Origin of the sequence: Haloarcula marismortui ATCC 43049, from assembly GCF_000011085.1 — an archaeon.
Lineage (GTDB): Archaea > Halobacteriota > Halobacteria > Halobacteriales > Haloarculaceae > Haloarcula > Haloarcula marismortui.
This window is the reverse complement of the sequence record NC_006396.1, coordinates 2,099,102-2,115,273: the sequence shown is the minus strand read 5'-3', so window position 1 is coordinate 2,115,273 and position 16,172 is coordinate 2,099,102. Positions and strand designations below refer to the sequence as shown.

Annotated in this window: 19 protein-coding genes; 9 read left to right on the top strand and 10 right to left on the bottom strand. The window is 62.5% G+C overall.

Features of this window, described 5'->3' with window-relative positions:
• The first annotated feature begins 87 nt into the window (after nt 1-87).
• A complete protein-coding gene (locus tag RR_RS14595) occupies nt 88-1,368 on the top strand; it encodes a TIGR00341 family protein (RefSeq protein WP_049938995.1) in 1,281 nt (426 codons plus the stop codon).
• Nucleotides 1,369-1,429: 61 nt separating this feature from the next.
• Nucleotides 1,430-2,140 carry an SIMPL domain-containing protein gene (locus tag RR_RS14590; RefSeq protein WP_011224186.1) on the top strand — a complete coding sequence of 237 codons (711 nt, stop codon included), beginning with the start codon at nt 1,430-1,432 and terminating at the stop codon, nt 2,138-2,140.
• Nucleotides 2,141-2,302: 162 nt separating this feature from the next.
• On the opposite strand, the gene RR_RS14585 is transcribed toward RR_RS14590, so the two are convergent.
• On the bottom strand, nt 2,303-3,298 hold the full coding sequence (locus RR_RS14585; protein WP_011224185.1) for an NOG1 family protein: 996 nt from the start codon (nt 3,296-3,298) through the stop codon (nt 2,303-2,305).
• Nucleotides 3,299-3,392: 94 nt separating this feature from the next.
• On the opposite strand from RR_RS14585, the gene RR_RS14580 reads away from it, so the two are divergent.
• On the top strand, nt 3,393-3,710 hold the full coding sequence (locus RR_RS14580) for an ASCH domain-containing protein (protein ID WP_004959051.1): 318 nt from the start codon (nt 3,393-3,395) through the stop codon (nt 3,708-3,710).
• A gap of 23 nt (nt 3,711-3,733) precedes the next feature.
• Here the strand turns inward: RR_RS14580 and RR_RS14575 are convergent, their stop codons facing one another.
• From RR_RS14575 to pdxT, 3 genes are all read right to left on the bottom strand, one after another.
• Complete coding sequence (locus tag RR_RS14575) at nt 3,734-5,668, bottom strand: response regulator (protein WP_011224184.1); 1,935 nt, start codon at nt 5,666-5,668, stop codon at nt 3,734-3,736.
• Nucleotides 5,669-5,731: 63 nt separating this feature from the next.
• Nucleotides 5,732-6,028 carry a phosphoribosyl-ATP diphosphatase gene (hisE, locus tag RR_RS14570; RefSeq protein WP_004959048.1) on the bottom strand — a complete coding sequence of 99 codons (297 nt, stop codon included), beginning with the start codon at nt 6,026-6,028 and terminating at the stop codon, nt 5,732-5,734.
• Between the two features lie 36 nt (nt 6,029-6,064).
• On the bottom strand, nt 6,065-6,658 hold the full coding sequence (pdxT, locus tag RR_RS14565; RefSeq protein ID WP_011224183.1) for a pyridoxal 5'-phosphate synthase glutaminase subunit PdxT: 594 nt from the start codon (nt 6,656-6,658) through the stop codon (nt 6,065-6,067).
• Between the two features lie 165 nt (nt 6,659-6,823).
• Here pdxT and RR_RS14560 point away from each other — a divergent pair, with 165 nt between their 5' ends.
• Nucleotides 6,824-7,858 (top strand): PrsW family intramembrane metalloprotease, encoded by a 1,035-nt coding sequence (locus RR_RS14560; protein ID WP_004959044.1) that lies wholly within the window; start codon nt 6,824-6,826, stop codon nt 7,856-7,858.
• Here RR_RS14560 and RR_RS14555 read toward each other — a convergent pair.
• Complete coding sequence (locus RR_RS14555; RefSeq protein WP_011224182.1) at nt 7,855-8,433, bottom strand: riboflavin synthase; 579 nt, start codon at nt 8,431-8,433, stop codon at nt 7,855-7,857. The genes RR_RS14560 and RR_RS14555 overlap by 4 nt on opposite strands.
• A gap of 128 nt (nt 8,434-8,561) precedes the next feature.
• On the opposite strand from RR_RS14555, the gene RR_RS22470 reads away from it, so the two are divergent.
• Nucleotides 8,562-8,708, top strand: coding sequence for a hypothetical protein (locus RR_RS22470; RefSeq protein ID WP_011224181.1), 147 nt, complete (start codon nt 8,562-8,564; stop codon nt 8,706-8,708).
• On the opposite strand, the gene RR_RS14550 is transcribed toward RR_RS22470, so the two are convergent.
• Both RR_RS14550 and gap read right to left on the bottom strand, forming a co-directional pair.
• Nucleotides 8,705-9,907, bottom strand: a complete 1,203-nt coding sequence (locus RR_RS14550) for a phosphoglycerate kinase (protein WP_011224180.1) — start codon at nt 9,905-9,907, stop codon at nt 8,705-8,707. The two genes, RR_RS22470 and RR_RS14550, sit on opposite strands and share 4 nt — an antisense overlap.
• Before the next feature lie 304 nt (nt 9,908-10,211).
• Complete coding sequence (gap, locus tag RR_RS14545; RefSeq protein WP_004959036.1) at nt 10,212-11,216, bottom strand: type I glyceraldehyde-3-phosphate dehydrogenase; 1,005 nt, start codon at nt 11,214-11,216, stop codon at nt 10,212-10,214.
• A 201-nt stretch (nt 11,217-11,417) separates the two neighbouring features.
• Here gap and RR_RS14540 point away from each other — a divergent pair, with 201 nt between their 5' ends.
• The gene (locus RR_RS14540; RefSeq protein ID WP_004590910.1) at nt 11,418-11,804 is read left to right on the top strand and encodes an Hsp20/alpha crystallin family protein; all 387 of its coding nucleotides are present in this window, start codon (nt 11,418-11,420) and stop codon (nt 11,802-11,804) included.
• A 51-nt stretch (nt 11,805-11,855) separates the two neighbouring features.
• Here the strand turns inward: RR_RS14540 and RR_RS14535 are convergent, their stop codons facing one another.
• Nucleotides 11,856-12,719: an ATP-grasp domain-containing protein gene (locus RR_RS14535; RefSeq protein ID WP_007189395.1), complete on the bottom strand. Its 864-nt coding sequence runs from the start codon at nt 12,717-12,719 to the stop codon at nt 11,856-11,858.
• A gap of 176 nt (nt 12,720-12,895) precedes the next feature.
• On the opposite strand from RR_RS14535, the gene RR_RS14530 reads away from it, so the two are divergent.
• Nucleotides 12,896-13,327, top strand: a complete 432-nt coding sequence (locus tag RR_RS14530) for a universal stress protein (protein WP_049938994.1) — start codon at nt 12,896-12,898, stop codon at nt 13,325-13,327.
• A gap of 57 nt (nt 13,328-13,384) precedes the next feature.
• Here the strand turns inward: RR_RS14530 and RR_RS14525 are convergent, their stop codons facing one another.
• Complete coding sequence (locus tag RR_RS14525; RefSeq protein ID WP_049938993.1) at nt 13,385-13,582, bottom strand: hypothetical protein; 198 nt, start codon at nt 13,580-13,582, stop codon at nt 13,385-13,387.
• Nucleotides 13,583-13,819: 237 nt separating this feature from the next.
• Complete coding sequence (locus RR_RS14520; RefSeq protein ID WP_007189393.1) at nt 13,820-14,353, bottom strand: 50S ribosomal protein L16; 534 nt, start codon at nt 14,351-14,353, stop codon at nt 13,820-13,822.
• 217 nt (nt 14,354-14,570) lie between these two features.
• Between RR_RS14520 and RR_RS14515 the strand changes: the two genes are divergently transcribed.
• Nucleotides 14,571-15,569, top strand: a complete 999-nt coding sequence (locus tag RR_RS14515; RefSeq protein ID WP_049938992.1) for a glutathione S-transferase family protein — start codon at nt 14,571-14,573, stop codon at nt 15,567-15,569.
• A 108-nt stretch (nt 15,570-15,677) separates the two neighbouring features.
• Nucleotides 15,678-16,151 carry a type IV pilin gene (locus tag RR_RS14510; RefSeq protein ID WP_007189391.1) on the top strand — a complete coding sequence of 158 codons (474 nt, stop codon included), beginning with the start codon at nt 15,678-15,680 and terminating at the stop codon, nt 16,149-16,151.
• Nucleotides 16,152-16,172 lie beyond the last annotated feature (21 nt).

The following is a 16,172-nucleotide window of genomic DNA, read 5'->3' as shown; positions in this document are numbered from 1 at the left end:
GGATTCACGGCCGCGTTTCCCGCTCGCTCTGCACCCGCGACCCACCGACTAGCCGCCTTTTTATTGTCGGCGGTCCCACCCGGAGCCGTGCGGCTGGTACAGCTACTAATTCCGACCGGGAAGCGAGACGCCGTTCTGGGCGTGTTGACCGAGGAAGGCATCGACTACGTGCTTACCGACGAGACGAGCGGTCGGGAGTTCACTGCTGTCGTCACCTTCCCAGTCCCGACTAATGCGCTTGAACCAGTCCTCGAAGCGTTGCGGGATGTCGGTATCAACGATGACGGCTATACCGTCGTCGTGGACGCGAACACTGTCATCTCTAGCCAGTTCGAGGAGGTAGAGGAGACGTACGCCGAGGAGGAAGACGAGGACCGCATCGCCCGCGAAGAACTCACATCGAAAGCAAAGGACCTCGCCCCCTCGCTGTCGAACTACGCGCTCATGACCATCATCAGCGCGATTATCGCGACCGCGGGGCTCCTGCTCGATTCCCCGGCCGTCGTCGTCGGTTCGATGGTGATTGCGCCCCTTATCGGGCCGGCGATGACCGCCAACGTCGGGACCGTCGTTGACGACAACGAGATGTTCGCCCGTGGCGTCAAACTTCAGGCTGTCGGGCTCGGACTTGCTGTCGCAAGTGCGACTGCATTTGCCCTGCTCGTCCGGTACGCTAACGTTATTCCGCCGCTCGCCGACGTGACCGCGGTTGGCCAGATACGCGAGCGGGTCGCCCCTGACTTCCTCTCGCTGATCGTCGCGCTTGGCGCTGGCGCGGCCGGCGTTGTCAGCCTCACCAGCGGCGTCTCGACGGCGCTCGTCGGCGTCATGATCGCCGTCGCGCTCATTCCGCCAGCGGCCACGGTCGGCATCGGCATCGCCTGGGGCCAGCCGCTCGTCAGTCTCGGGTCCGCCGTGCTTTTGCTGGTGAACGTTCTCTCAATCAACCTCGCAGTGCTCGTCGGGCTCTGGTACCAGGGCTACCGCCCGGAACACTGGTTTCAGGAGAGCAACGCACGGTCGGCGACTGTCAAACGCATCGGCGTCCTCGCCGTCTCGATACTCGTCCTGTCGGCGTTTCTGGGCGGCGTGACGCTGGACTCCTACCAGCGAGCGACGACGGAGTCGGACATCCGCGAGGGCATTGAGGAGAGCGTCGACCCGCCGGCGAGTGTCCTGTCGGTCGAAGTCGAGTCGACGAATACTGCAATTTTCCAGCGGCCGCGCCGCGTCGTTGTCACCGTCGGATTGCCGCCGGATGCGGAGCAACCACTACTTGCTGACCAGATCGATACCGTGGCCGACGACGCGGCCGGCCGAAACGTTGCGACGGAAGTCCACTACGTCACTGTTGAACAGAATGGCTGACGCTCAAAGCCGCGTTTGAGCGTTCGACGGCATAAATACCGCTGGGTGTGTCGGCGACAATATGGTATCACGACCACTCGCAATCGCTGGTGTGCTGACATTGCTCGTCGCCGGTGGCGTCGGGTTCGCACTCGCAGACACCGGGTCCGTCGCACCGTCGACGAATTCGACCGTGAGTGTCGACGCCGACGCGACCGTCGAACGCGCGCCCGACCGTGCAACTGTCGCCGTTGCCGCCGTTGGCCGCGGTGAGACCGCCGAAGCGGCGCGCAACAATCTCAGCGGTGATGCCGACGCCATCACGTCGGCGCTGGAGGACGAGGGCGCAACCGTGACCTCCTCGCGGTTCCAGATCCGCCCCGAGTACGAGGAGAGCCGCGACGGTCGCGAACAGGTCGGCTACGTGGCGATTCACACCGTTGAAGCGGAAACGAGCAACGTTTCGACTGCCGGGACATTCATCGATGCTGCAGTCGACGCCGGCGCGGACCGCGTCGAGGGCGTCCGATACTCCCTGAGCGAGGAGACGCGACAGGACGCCCGTGAAGAAGCGCTGACGACTGCTATGGACAACGCCCGGACGGACGCCGAAGTCGTCGCCGCTGCGGAGGATCGGTCCGTCGGTGACGCAGTCACGGTCCAGACCAGTAACCACGGCCGCCCCGTCGTGTACGCGGAAGCGATGGTCGCCGATGCCGGCGGACGGACGAACATCCAGCCCGGCGAGGTCACTGTCGACGCCTCCGTTAGTGTCACGTACGAACTCGAGTAAGCCGCTCTGATTCGCTATACCGCTCCCTGTTCGTGTTTTCAAACGACCGCTTGGGAGTGACTGCAGTCATTCTGAGAGTGACCACAGTCCTCGCGGGTCGCTGCGCTCCCCGCTCGGAGTTTTCGAGACGCCTCCCGCTGGTCGGCGTCTCGCTACCTCTCGCTACTCGTCAAACGGCAGTTCGAGTTCATAATCCACTGCGTCGATAGCGGCCTGCAACACGCCGTCGACGTTGTCGTCTTCGGTGACGCTCATGTAGTGGTCAGCCTCGACGTCCGTCGAGAGGTCGCTCTTGTTCGCGATGGTCAGCACGGGCACGTCGAAACGCGCCTCGATGGCGTTTCGCAGTTCCAGCTGGTCCGCGAGCGGATAGCCACACTCGCCACTCGGGTCGATGAACACGAGGACAGCGTCGGCGAGGTGTTCGAGCGCGCTCACGGCCTGTGACTCGATCTCGTTGCGGTCTTCCGGCGGCCGGTCGAGCAGGCCGGGCGTGTCGACGAGCTGGTAGCGGATACGCTGGTCCTCGAAGTGGCCGACGCGGATCTGCGTCGTCGTGAAGGGATACGAGGCGATCTCGTTGTCGGCCCGCGTGACGCGGTTGACGAACGACGACTTACCGACGTTGGGGTAGCCGGCGACGACGATGGCTGGCTCGTTCGGGCGGATGTCGGGGATGTCTTTGAGGGCGTTGTGCGCGGTCGAGATAGCGGCGAGGTCGTCTTCGACTTCTTCGACGACGTCGGCGATACGGGCGAAGGCCTGCTTGCGGAGCTTCCGGGCGGTGTCGATGTCGCCGCGGGCGACGCGGCTCTCGTACTCCTGACGGATCTCGACGACCTTGTCGGCGGCCCACGAAATCTCCGAAAGGTGCTGTTTCAGCGCGTCGATACCGGGGTCGTCGTCCGCGGGGTAGGCCTCGCCGACGACGGCGTCGGCGAGTTCGACGTAGAAGGGGTCGAGGTCGTCAATCGTCGGCCACGCGGTCACCACGTTCTCCATGTTGTCGGAGGCGATGTTCGACGCCGTCATCAGCATCGACTGCTGGGCTTCGTTCCCGTCCTTGGCCCCGCCGGCGCGTGACGCCCGCGAGAAGGCTTTGTCCACGAGCTCCTCGGCAGTGGGCGTCGTCGGCAGACCCTCGAAGGGATGGCTCATAGGTCCCGTTGACGGCCGGAGCGTAAAAGCGCGTTCAATCGCTCCCCAAACTGTTGCGAGTCACGTTTTTGAGCGTCCCGGACACAGTTCCGGCATGGCACAGATTGACGCCGGCGAGATTCTGCCCAACGACCACGTCCAGCAGATGGCTGCTGAGGGGCGGGTCACTCAGATGCACCGCGGCCACCAGTACGCCGACGAGGGCGACACGTTCGAGATCGACGGCACCGAGTTCGAGGTGACAGACGTAACACACCGGACGCTGGGCGACATGACTGACGAGGACGCACAGCGAGAAGGGTCGGAAGACCTCGCTGCGTACAAGAACCGGATGAAGAAAGTCCACGGCAGCTTCGAGTGGGACGACGACAGCGAGGTCGTCCGCCATCGGTTCGCACCTGCCGACGAGTAGCGCCCCGACGACTGAGCGCCCTATTACTCCGATACCACGTCGACGCCAGTAAACTCGAAGCGTGTGCCGCCGCTCGCGCTTTCCGCGAGCGTGACTGTCCAGCCATGCGCAGTGGCGATCTGTGAGACTATCGAGAGTCCGAATCCGGTGCCGTCAGTTGTCGTCGAGTAGCCGCTTTCGAACACCGCCTCCCGGTCGGCGTCGGGGATTCCCGGGCCATCATCCGAGACAGCGAACCCACCCGGAATCTCACTAATCGTCACCGTCACGCCCGGACTCCCGTGCTTGTCGGTCTCGCTGGACTGCCTCCGACTGTCCGCAGCGCTGTGCTCTATGGCGTTTCGGAGCAGGTTCTCCAGCAGCTGTTTGAGCCGCGTCATGTCTGCCTGTACCTTGCGGTCAGTGTCGACCACCAGCGCCGCGTCGCCGGTCTCGACGACCTCCCAGCAGTCCTCGACTGCCGTTCCCAGTGCCACCGTTTCCATCTCGGTGATGCTGTCGCCGGTCCGGGCCAGCAACAGCAGGTCGTCAATCAGCGCCTGCATCCGGTCGAGTGCCTGTTCTATCGCAGCGATGTTGTCGTCGTCACACTCCTCTTTCAGCGCTCCCAGCCGGCCGATAGCGACGTTCAGAGGGTTGCGAAGGTCGTGACTGACGACTGTTGCGAACTGTTCCAGACGGTCGTTTTGCGTCGACAGTTCCTGCTCACGGTCACGGAGCTGTTTATCGCGCTCAACGGCGGCGAGGGCCGCCTCCATGTTTGCCGCGAGGACCCGTCCAGCGACGATGTCTGCTTCGTTGAAAGCGTCGACAGCCGCCGATGCGGCGATGAGAAGGCCGTGTTCCCCCAGTGGCAGATATAGCTCGCTGCGTATCGGCGTCTCGGGGTTCTGCACATCCTCTTCCAGCCGCACGTCTGGAACTGCAGTCGCCTCGCCACGTTCGTACACCCGCCAGGCAATGCTGTCGCCCTGCTCGAACGTTGGGATATCACCGACCAACTCCCGAGCCGACGCGGTCGCGGCGACGGGTTCTAACTGCCCGTCATCGTTGATGAGGTGGACGGCGTTTGCGTCAAGTCCGATAATCTCTGCGGCAGCGTTGACACCGATACCGGCGACTTCGTTGTGGACTTCGGCGGCCATCAAGTGCCGGGTGGCCTCGTGTAGCGCTTCGAGTCGATGCTCGCGCTCGTCAGTATCGCTTCGGTCGCTGATGACCGACACTGTGCCGTCGTCGCCGTCCCAGGTCACGTCACACGCTGTGATGCTGGCTTGGACGCTGTTGCCGGCCAGCGTCCGTATCATCCGTCTGGCCTGGCCAGCCGTTTGGTCGTCCTCGACGACACGTTCGACGGTCTCGACTCCGCCGTCAGCCGTCGGTTCAACGAGGTCAGTCAGCGGCCGGTCGCGGAGTTCGTCGCTGTCGGCGGCACTGAACAGATCAACTGCCGCCGGGTTCGCGTACACGACGGTGTCGGCGACGCTGACGAGGACCGCATCGCTCGTTGCGTCGAGAATCCGTTTCGTCCGTGCCTGTGTGGCGTCGGCCGTCGCTTTCGCTCTGACTCGCTCGACCGCGTTTCGGACTCGCTTCGCGAGGACGGCGTACTGCTGGGTCCCGTGCGATTTTTGAATGTAATCGGTGACACCGGCCGAGACTGCCTCGCTCGCAAGCGCCTCACTCCCCTGACTTGTAAACAGTAGAAACGGCATGTCCGGGTCTCTGGCGCGGACCGTTTCTAGAAACTCCAGTCCGTCGGTACCGGGCATATCGTAGTCACTGATGATGCAGTCCACGTTGTGCTCGTCCAGATACGACAGCCCGTCCGTAGCGCTCGTGACCCCGGTAGCGTCGATTAGCTCGTCGTTGCGTTCGAGATGTGTCGCAATGAGGTCGGCGTACGATGGTTCGTCATCGACACAGAGGACTGTAACGCCCGACACCACATGGCCCATACACCATGATATGCACCGTGTTAGTGTCAATCTGTCGTGCGGTGAACCTGACGAGAGGGGGTCCTATCGTCGCTTTGCCAGTTCCGCCCGCAAATCGTCGATATCCATCTCCTTCATCGACAGTAGGACGAGCAGATGATAGACGATATCGGCCGATTCGTGGGCGAGTTCTTCGGTATCGTCGTCTTTCGCCGCCAGAATCAGTTCCGTGGTCTCTTCGCCGAGCTTCTCCAGAACGGCGTTTTCGCCCTTCTCGTGGGTGAACAGCGACGCCGTGTAGGAGTCTTCGGGAAGGTTCGCCTTGCGGTCCTCGATGACAGCGAACAGTTCGTCGATAACGTCGCCGGTGTCGTCGCTCATAGCCGTCGTTCGGTCAGCGGGGCCTTCAGGCCGTCGCTACGACTCCACGGAGTCGAAAAAGGCCAGATCGTGGATGCGCGGGTCCTCGGTCAGTTCGGGGTGGAACGACGTGCCGACGACCGGCCCGTCACGGACCGCGACCGGGCGGTCGTCCCACGTCGCCAGCACTTCGACATCCTCGCCCACGTAGTCGATGACTGGTGCGCGGATGAACACCGCCGGGAATGATTCGTTGAGCCCGGTCACGTCAAGCGGGGCTTCGAAGCTGTCCCGCTGTCGACCGAAGGCGTTGCGTTCGACGGAGACGTCGATGACATTCAGTGTGTCGACGCGGTCGTCCTGTGCGTCGGTCGCGCTGACGATGAGCCCGGCACACGTCGCCAGCACCGGCTTGCCCGCCTCGACGTGGGACTCGATTTCCTCTGCGATGCCTTCGCGGTGGATGAGCCGCGAAATCGTGGTGGATTCCCCGCCCGGTAGCAACAGGACATCGCAGTCCGGGACCAGTCCCGCCTCGCGTATCTCGACGACCTCTGCGGTCCGGTCGTGGGCCGCTGCTGCCCGCTCGATTGCGTCCCCGTGTTCAGAGACATCGCCCTGAACCGCGAGTACACCCGCGCGTAGCGTCATGTGTCCCTGTTGGTGGCCCCGTGCGAAAAGCCTCTCGTCTCCTGCAAGTGTCCGTTCCGGCAGGGGGTGTCCTGACTGAGCACCGTATCGTCGCTCCCGCCGCCCAGTGCTCCTTGGTTATACCCGAACCAAACGGTTAGGTGAGACGGGATGCAGACGTGAGACATGGGAAAGCGACGGCAGGACCCGGTCGAGGCAAACGCTGACGGGTCTGCTGATCTCTATGAGATATCGACTTGGGAGCCCCGGTCGACACTGGACCGGTTCGCCCACTGGCTCTACCATATCGGAATACGAACCCTGCGGTATCTGGTCATCGTTGCGGCCATTCTGATTCTCCTCTTGCAGGTGGCGTTCGGGAGCCTCGGCGCAGTCGGCGACCAGCCGTTGTTTGCTGGGATGGCGATTCTCTCCGCCGTGCCGGCGCTCGGACTCGCGGCCTACATCTACTACGCTGACGTGACCACGCCGGAGCCGCTGACGCTGCTCGTGGGGACATTCCTGCTGGGCGTGCTATTTGCCGGCTTTGCCGGCATCCTCAACGGTGTTTTCGGCACCCCGGTGCAGGCAATCGGCTCCGGGTTCGGCCTAGTGCCGTTTCTCGGACAGGTGTTTTTCTTTTTCCTTATTGTCGGCCCCGTGGAAGAAACAGTGAAACAGCTCGCGGTGCGGCTGTACGCCTTCCGTGACGAGCGTTTTGATACTGTCGTCGACGGTGCCGTGTACGGTGCTGCCGCCGGTCTTGGCTTTGCGACTATTGAAAACGCGCTGTATATCACCCAAAATGCCGAGATGGCCGCCGGGACTGTTGAGTTACTCGCCGCCAGCAGCGACATCACTGCGGTCAGAGCGCTCGCGGGGCCGGGCCACGTCATCTACTCGGCCTTCGCCGGCTACTACCTCGGCCTGGCCAAGTTCAATCCGGACGACGCCGGCCCGATTGTCCTGAAAGGGCTGCTCATCGCCTCTGTCATCCACGCCGTCTACAACACGCTAGCTGGCCCAGTTACGGCCATTGCGGCGACCATATACAACGTTGACTTCCTCGTCGCGTTCTTCGGCTTCGTCATCGTGTACGACTCGATCTTCGGCCTCCTGTTGCTGAAAAAGGTTCGCGCCTATCGGCAGGCGTACACTCGTGCTCACGAGGACCCGGACGAGACCGAGCTTCGCCCGGAACAGACCGAGTTCGACCCTTAAGCAAGCTGTTCGACGTACTTTGCGACCACGTCGACCTCCAGATGTACCGGATCGCCGACCGACTTCTCCGACAGCGTCGTCTCGGCGTACGTCGTCGGGATGATCGCCACATCGAACTCTTCGGAGCGACGGTCGGCGACGGTGAGACTGATGCCGTCGACTGTTATCGACCCTTTTTGAACCAGATAGTTCCGATGGGTCTCGGGTAGGGAGAACGTGAACGTCCAGTCCTCGCCTTCCTGCTCGATACCGACGATTTCGGCCGTCGTATCGACATGGCCCTGCACGATGTGGCCGTCGAACCGGCCGTCGGCGGGCATCGCCCGCTCAAGATTTACCTGGTCACCACCGTCGAGATTATCGAAGAACGTCCGGGCGAGGGTTTCCTGGGCGAGAAACACCTCGAACCACTCGCCGTCGGCCGCCTTCTCGACGGTGAGACAGACGCCGCTGACGCTGATCGACTGGCCGTGGTCGAGTCCCTCGAACGGCGCGCCGATCCGCATCCGGCGCCCGCCCTCGTCGTCAATAACCGCCTGCACCTCGCCGGTCGTCTCGACGATTCCGGTGAACATATGTCAGATACGGCGCGGCTGGCGGAAAGCACTTCGCTTCCCGGAGACGTAACATAGACTCGGAATCGAGTAATTATTTACGCTAATTTTGCAGAAGGAATTTACACTCGCCGCTGGTAACGCGGTATATGGCAGCCACGCCCGACGCTGACCACGACTGGACTGGCCGTCACGCACGGACGGAGCCGACCGAAACCGGTCGGATCGTCGAGGTGCCCGACGAACTAACCGAGGACTGGGACCTGCGACACGCCGAGACGAAAGGCCGAAGTTAACGCTGCAGCACTTCGACGCCGACCAGTTCCGCGCCGGTCAGTGCCCGGATGTAGGCCCCGCCCGCGATAGAGACGTGGCCGAACTCGTCTTCTTCCATCCCGTACATCTCGATAGCTCGCGAAGTGTCGCCGCCGCCCACGACGGAGAAGCAGTCGGTGTCGGCAATGGCTTCGAGGACGCCGGCAGTGCCGACCGAGAACCGCTCGTCTTCGAACATCCCCAGCGCGCCCTTCACGAAGACGGCCTCGGAGTCGCGGATGACCGGCGAATACTCCATGACGGTCTCGCTCCCAACGTCGAGGTAGGAGACGCTTTTTTCCTCGATGTCGTCGACGGCCTGCTCGGCGCGGTCACCGTCGTCTTCGTAGGCCAGATCGACCGCGAGCGTGATCTGGTCGCGGTGGTCTTCGAGCATGGACTCGATTTTCTCGCTGTTTTCCTCCCACTGCTCGTCGTAGAGGTTCGCGTCGTCGATGTCGTAGCCGACCGGGTAGCCAGCGGCCCGCAGGAACAGCTCCCCGGCGATACCGCCAAGCAGGAAGTCGTCGACCTTCTCATCGAGGTGGGTCATCACGTCGATAACGTCCGTTGCCTTCGTTCCGCCGACGACCATCGTCACCTGCCCGTCGAACTCCTTCTCGGCGATGGCGGTGTTGGCCTCGTACTCGGTTTCCATCACGCGGCCAGCGTAGGCGTCCATCACCAGCGGGAAGCCGACGAGTGAGGCGTGTGAGCGGTGGGCCGCAGAGTAGGCGTCGTTGATGTATGCGTCGAACTCGTCTTTCAACGTCTGGACGAACTCTGTCTGTGATTTGACTTCGGGGTCTTCCTCGGGCAGTTCATCGTCGCACATCCGCGTGTTCTCAAGCACGAGTACGTCGCCGCCGTCGAGGTCAGCGATGTCGTGAATCGCCTGTGGCCCGTAGGTCTCGTCGACGAAGTCCACGTCGTGGTCGATATGGTCGGCGAGGATCTCGGCGTGTTGCGCAAGCGAGACGAAGTCGTCGCGGCCCGGGCGGCCCTGATGGGCCAGCACCGCGACCTCGAACCCACGGTCGACGAGTTCGCTGACCGTCTCCGCGTGGCGGTCGAACCGTCGATTGTCCTGTACCGTGCCGTCCTCCACCGGTGAGTTGAGGTCGAGTCGGACGAGAACGCGCTGTCCGTCGTCGAGGTCATCGAGCGTCTGGAAAGTCATCACTCGAGAGGAAACCTGCCGGCCGCTTAACGGTTTCCGAGTCCGAACAGCGAGCGGCCTGTTGGAGGAGTAGCACCGCTATCTGCTCTGGTTGCCAACGCAAAAGCGAGGGGTGGGAGAGTGGGGTGGGGACACCTGCACCGGACACAGCCAACACCGGGTCAGGGTGTGTCAACTGCGGGCACAGTCGTCTGTCCGATACACAGAGACGGCCAGTGGTCAGGCACTGGCTCGGGCTCTGTGTGTGGCATCGTTAGTGAATAATAATTATAAATCTTACTGGCGTCGAAAACCGTTTCCGCGCTTACTCGGTGATGTACTCGGCTACGTCGAGCATCCGGTTCGAGAAGCCGTACTCGTTGTCGTACCAGGTGAGGATCTTCGTCATTCCGGAGACGACGTTCGTCGACTGCAGGTCGACCTGCGTGGAGTACGGGTCCCCGAGGATGTCGGAGGAGACGACATCATCGCTCGTGACGCCCAGCACGCCTTCGAGGTCGCCGGCGGCGGCTTCCTCGAAGGCGGCGTTGACGTCGCTCTCCGTCACGTCGTCGTCAAGGTCGACGACGAACTCGGTAATGGAGCCGTTCGGCACCGGGACGCGGATGGCCATCCCGTCGAGCTTGCCCTCAAGCTCGGGCAGGACCTCGGTGGCCGCCTGCGCAGCACCGGTCGAGGTCGGAATGATGTTTTCGGCGGCTGCACGGCGACGGCGGGGCTTGCCGTTCGGGCCGTCCATCAGGTTCTGGGAGCCGGTGTAGGCGTGGACCGTCGTTAGCTGGCCGGCGTTGATGCCGAACTCCTCGTCGAGGACCTTCGCGACCGGCGTGATGGAGTTGGTCGTACAGGAGGCGTTCGAGACGACATCTTCGCCCTCGTATTCGTCGTGGTTGACGCCGTAGACGAGCTGCTTGACCGGCTCGTCGCCCTTCGGCGGGGCGGAGATGAGAACCTTGTCGGCCCCGGCGTCGAGATGCTGGCTCGCGTCCTCCTTGGTGCGGAAGATGCCGGTCGCCTCGAAGGCCACGTCAACGTCAAGGTCCTCCCATGGGAGCTGTGTGGGATCGGTCTCGTGGAAGATGCCTGCCTCGAAGTCGGTGCCCTCGACTGTGAGGACGCCGTCGTCGACGCTGGCCCCTTCGAGTTCGCCCATGACGGTGTCGTACTGGGCGAAGTAATCGATCTCGGAATCGTCCATGACGTCGTTGATACCGACGATCTCGACGTCGTCGTTGTGTAACGATGCGCGGAATACGTTGCGGCCGATACGGCCGAAGCCGTTGAGGCCGACGCGGACTGGCTTACTCATTGGTGTCTAGAGAGGCAGTCGGTCAGTGTAAAATGTTTTCGGATTTGTTGTAAATTTGTGTTTGTTTATGCGTGTTCGGGCGCGAATGATTAATAGTGATGGTGCTAGCCCGACTGAGAGTGTCCCCTCGACAGTGTCAGCTAACAGGGACTAGGTTCGTCCGAAGGCTTTTGAAACGGACGGACGTACTGACCTATAGGAATGAGACGCGATGACAGTGACGACCCGTTCGACGAGTTCTTCCGGGAAATAGAGCGGATGATGGACGAGATGATGGGGGCCGAAGGCGACGTCCATATCGACCGGGACACCGGTGGCGGTGGGGCCGACCTCCACGTCGACGTTCACGAAACCGACGAGGAGATCCGGGTCGTCGCTGACGTTCCGGGTGTCGACAAGGACGCGATCGACCTCAAGTGCGACGGCACTGTCCTCACGATCAACGCCGAAAGTCCGGAGCGCGAGTACCATGAACGACTGACCCTACCGACCCGCGTCGACGAACACTCCGCCGCCGCGACGTACAACAACGGCATCCTCGAAGTCACCTTCGACCCCGAAGAGGACTCCGCGGACATCGAACTGTAGCGCGCACAGTACACCGTCTGTTTTTAAACTGAGAACAGCGCACTCGCTTCGCTACTGCTCCGCTGTTTGCCGTATCAACGCCGCCAGGTCGTCCCAGAAGCCGTCCTCGTACTTCGTCGCCGAGTCGATCGTCGGGCGGGCGTTCGTCTCGTTGACTACTGCACGGTCCTCGGTTACCAGCAGGTCGACGCCGAGGTACGGAATCGCCAGCTCGTCGGCCGCGTCTTCGGCTAGTTCCCGCAGCGCTGCTGGTAGTGCCTGCCCTTCAGCATCGGCCCCGCGGTGGACGTTGTGCTTCCACCGGCCCTGCTCGCGGCTCGCTTCGGGGAGGCGGCGCTCGACCGCCCCGACGTACTCACCGTCGACGACCATCACGCGGTAGTCGGCAGCGTCGGCGATGTACTCCTGCACGAGAAACGACTGGTCGCCGACCGCGCGGTAGTCGTGGACCAGGTCGAGGTAGTCGACGATGCCGAGAAACGAATCCAGGTCGTGGGCCTTTGCGACGCCGACGCCGCGGGTCGTCGAGTTCGGCTTCACGACCACGGGCGGGTCGAACTGCTCGAACGCCGCGGTCAGCTCGGCCTCACTCGCCGGGTTCGACACCATGACGGTCTCGGGAACGGGCACGTCCGCACGGCCGAGGCGTGCCAGTACGTCGGCCTTGTTTCGTGAGCGGAGGATGGCCTCGCGGTCGTTGACCCACGGCACGTCCAGCATGGCGTCGGCGACCGCTCCCTCCATGATTCGGGAGGGATAGACGAAGCCTATGTCGTATTCGTCGAAGGGGCTCTCATCAAGCGGCAGCGTCCGCTCGGCCGTTTCGACGTGGCCCACCTCAATATCCCGGGCCGCCAGCGGGGCCTGCATCCGCTCGAAAGTCTCGGCGTTCGTGGCGACGGCCAGCCTGTGCATGGCTTTTCGTTGTCGTGGAGAGATAAAATACGCTCGCAGCCACACAGTCGAAGCCCTGTCGCGCGCCTCGTTCCGACTGCCACAATCCACAGAATAGCGGGTAGAGTGGATGAATACGCAACTATATTCAAAATTGTCAGACAAATACTAAGTATGTTGGGGAGAATAGGCCACGCGTGTACGACGATATCCTCTTTCCGACAGATGGGAGTGACGGCGCAGACGAGGCGCTCGCACACGCGCTCGAACTGGCAGCGACGCACGACGCGACGATTCACGTGCTCTCTGTCGTCGATTCGACGTATCTCGGAAGCGCCGCGGCAGAAGCAACGACCATCGAATCGCTGCAGGAACAGACCGAGCAGGTCATCGACGAGACTATCGATGATATCGCCGCCCACGGCGCGGCCGTTGTTGCCGAGCACCGAATGGGCGACCCCTATGAGGAGATTATCGACTACGCCGAGACGGCGGGTGTCGATATGATCGTCATGGGAACCCACGGGCGGAGCGGTCTGGACCGGTTTCTGCTGGGGAGCGTCACCGAGAAAGTTGTTCGGACGGCGGACGCGCCGGTGTTGACGGTCCGACTGTCCGGCGATACGTAGCGGGCACCCGCTAGCAGCGCCGGTCACCCGTGTGGTGTGGCAGACCGTTCTGCCGAGTCACTCGCCGCTTCGACTTCGCCGGAGCACCCACAGCACGAGGAGTGCGCCCTCGACGCGGGCGGCGCTGTACACCCACGGCCGCAGGTCTACCCCGTCGCCGTTTGTCGTTGCGAGCCCCATCCAGAAGTCGACGACTTTCCGGGGCCGGAGTAGTTCGAGGACGCCGAGAGCCAGGAGTACGAGTCGGAACGCCATACGTGATGGTACGCTGGACGGGCCCAAGAGTATTGTGGGTGCTGGTAACATACAACAAGACCGCGGCTACGACTGCGTTATCCAGCGACTGGGATGGGACTCTTTGGAGCGACGCGGAAAAACGAGGCCGAGGCGGTTGTCCCGCCTGTGAAGGCGAGAAAACACCGCTGTCCGACTTACGCGGTACGCAGTTCTTCGCCACGTTCTGCGAACGGCGAGTGGCCGTTGCTGATTGACTTACGCAATCAGCAGCTCTTCGCCGCGCTCGACCTTGATGCGGCAAGAAGGAGTGATCTTGTTGTAGGCACGGCGGAACGCTTCCTTGACGTGCTCTGCGTCTTCGACGTTACAGTAGGCGGTGAACAGCTGTTCGCCGGCCTGAACGCGGGCGGCGGTGCCGACGATCTTCCCGAAGGCGGCACGCATCCCGTCGGAGACACGGTCGGCCCCGGCACCGGTCGCCTGCTTGTTCTCGCGCAGGACCTGGTGAGGGAACTTCCGCAGCGTCATCTTGTAGTCACCCTCTTCGCCGAGCTCTTTGATCAGGTGGCGGTTGGCCGACAGGCGGGAGGCCTCCAGCGAGCCGTGACGGAGCTGGACAGTCTCCTCGACGATGAGGCTGATCTGGACGGGGTAATCGTCGGCGTCCTTCTGTTTACGGCCCATCTTGTGCTGTGCGATCTTCGACCCGGGAATGCCTGTGATGTATTCGCGTCGGGTGTACGCGGGCTTGTCGATGTCCCGGTACATTGAGGCGGGTTTGTCCGACATAGGTACTCTTGGAGAATACGTCGCCGAGCGGCCCAATAAGGGCTTCGAACCCGCCCGGCGGCGTGCTGGTGTGTCCCACACAACCGTGAGCGGGCCCAAACTGGCCGTTGCTGTGATGGCTGTGTCGGCAGTTTGCTGTCCGTGTGGGTGTCAGTGTGTTCTGGTAACACCGCTGTCACCGCGTTCTTTTACGCTTTGCGCACATATCATAGATACCATGAATACGCTCGTTGACGGCGAGTGGCGGACTGACGCATACGAAACTACGAACGAGGACGGGGCCTTCGACCGGCAGGACACAACCTTCCGTGACCGGGTCGAGGACGACCCCGACGCGCGGTTCCAGCCCGAAGCCGGCCGGTACCACCTGTACGCTTGCCGCGCCTGTCCGTGGGCCCACCGGATTCTGGTCGCCCGGAAGCTGCTGGGACTCGAAGACGCCATCACCGTCGACTACGTCGACCCGTTCCGCGGCGAGGACGGCTGGCAGTTCACGCCCGAGAAGGCGGGCTGTACGCCGGATACGGTCAACGGGTCGGACTACCTCCGCGAGGTCTATGTCGAAGCCGACCCCGACGCGACCTGCCGCGTGACAGTGCCGGTGCTGTGGGACAAGCAGGAAGAGACCATCGTCAACAACGAGTCCGAGGAGATCCTCCGAATGCTCGATACCGAGTTCGACGACGTGTCGGACAACGACGTTGACCTCTACCCCGAGGGCTATCAAGACGAGGTCGACCGCATCATCGACGACATCTACGAGCCGATCAACAACGGCGTCTATCGGTCTGGCTTCGCCGATAGCCAGTCGGCCTACGACGAGGCCGTCGAGGAACTGTTCGACGCGCTGGACCACTGGGATACTGTCCTCGAAGACCAGCGTTTCCTCGCCGGCGACCGCCTGACCGAGGCGGATATCTGTCTGTTCACGACGCTCGTTCGCTTCGACGAAGTGTATCACACCCACTTCATGTGCAACCACAAGCTCATCCGCGAGTACGACAACCTCTGGCCGTACCTCCGGGACCTCTACCAGCTCCCCGGTGTCGCTGAGACGGTGAACATGGACCACATCACGGAGCACTACTACACCACCCACCCCGACGTGAGCCCGAAGCGTATCGTCCCGATGGGTCCCGACCCTGACTTCGAGGCTGTCCACGACCGCGACGAACTGCCGGGCGACCTCCCCGAGACGCTCTTTCCGACGGCGTAACCGGGCAGTATCGCTGTCGGATATCGAACGCTGAGTCGACGCTGTCCCTTTTATACACCCAGTTCTCACCTGTGTTCAATGAGTCGGGTAGATGAGCGAAGACGGGCTGTGAGCCCGGTCATTGGTGTTGTTATCCTTGTCGGCATTGTTGCAATTCTCGCCGCCACCGTCGGCGTGTTCGCGCTCGGCTTCAGCGAACAGCAGCCGACACAGGCCCCACAGGTCGCTATCGTGGCTGACTACAACGAGCGGACCACCGGCAACGGGGAGTATCTGAATCTCAGCTTCAGCAGCGGTGACACCGTCTACAGGAACAATCTCTCTGTCGTCGTCTCCGGTGCCAAGAGTTCCGGCGGCACCGACGTGACGCTTGACACTAATCCAATACAGGCACAGGCCTCGACGCGGATTACGTCGGGGACAGAAATTACGATACATCAGGGGCAGTTCACCGGCATCCCGAGCGGGGACCATCTGGACCTGCGTGACGCGACGCTGCGACTCGTCTGGAACCCCGCTGACGAACCGGAGTCAGAAACGTACGTTATCTATCGCTGGCCGGACCCGAGCCAGCGCAACTGAGCCGCTTGGGTTTCAGGCGGG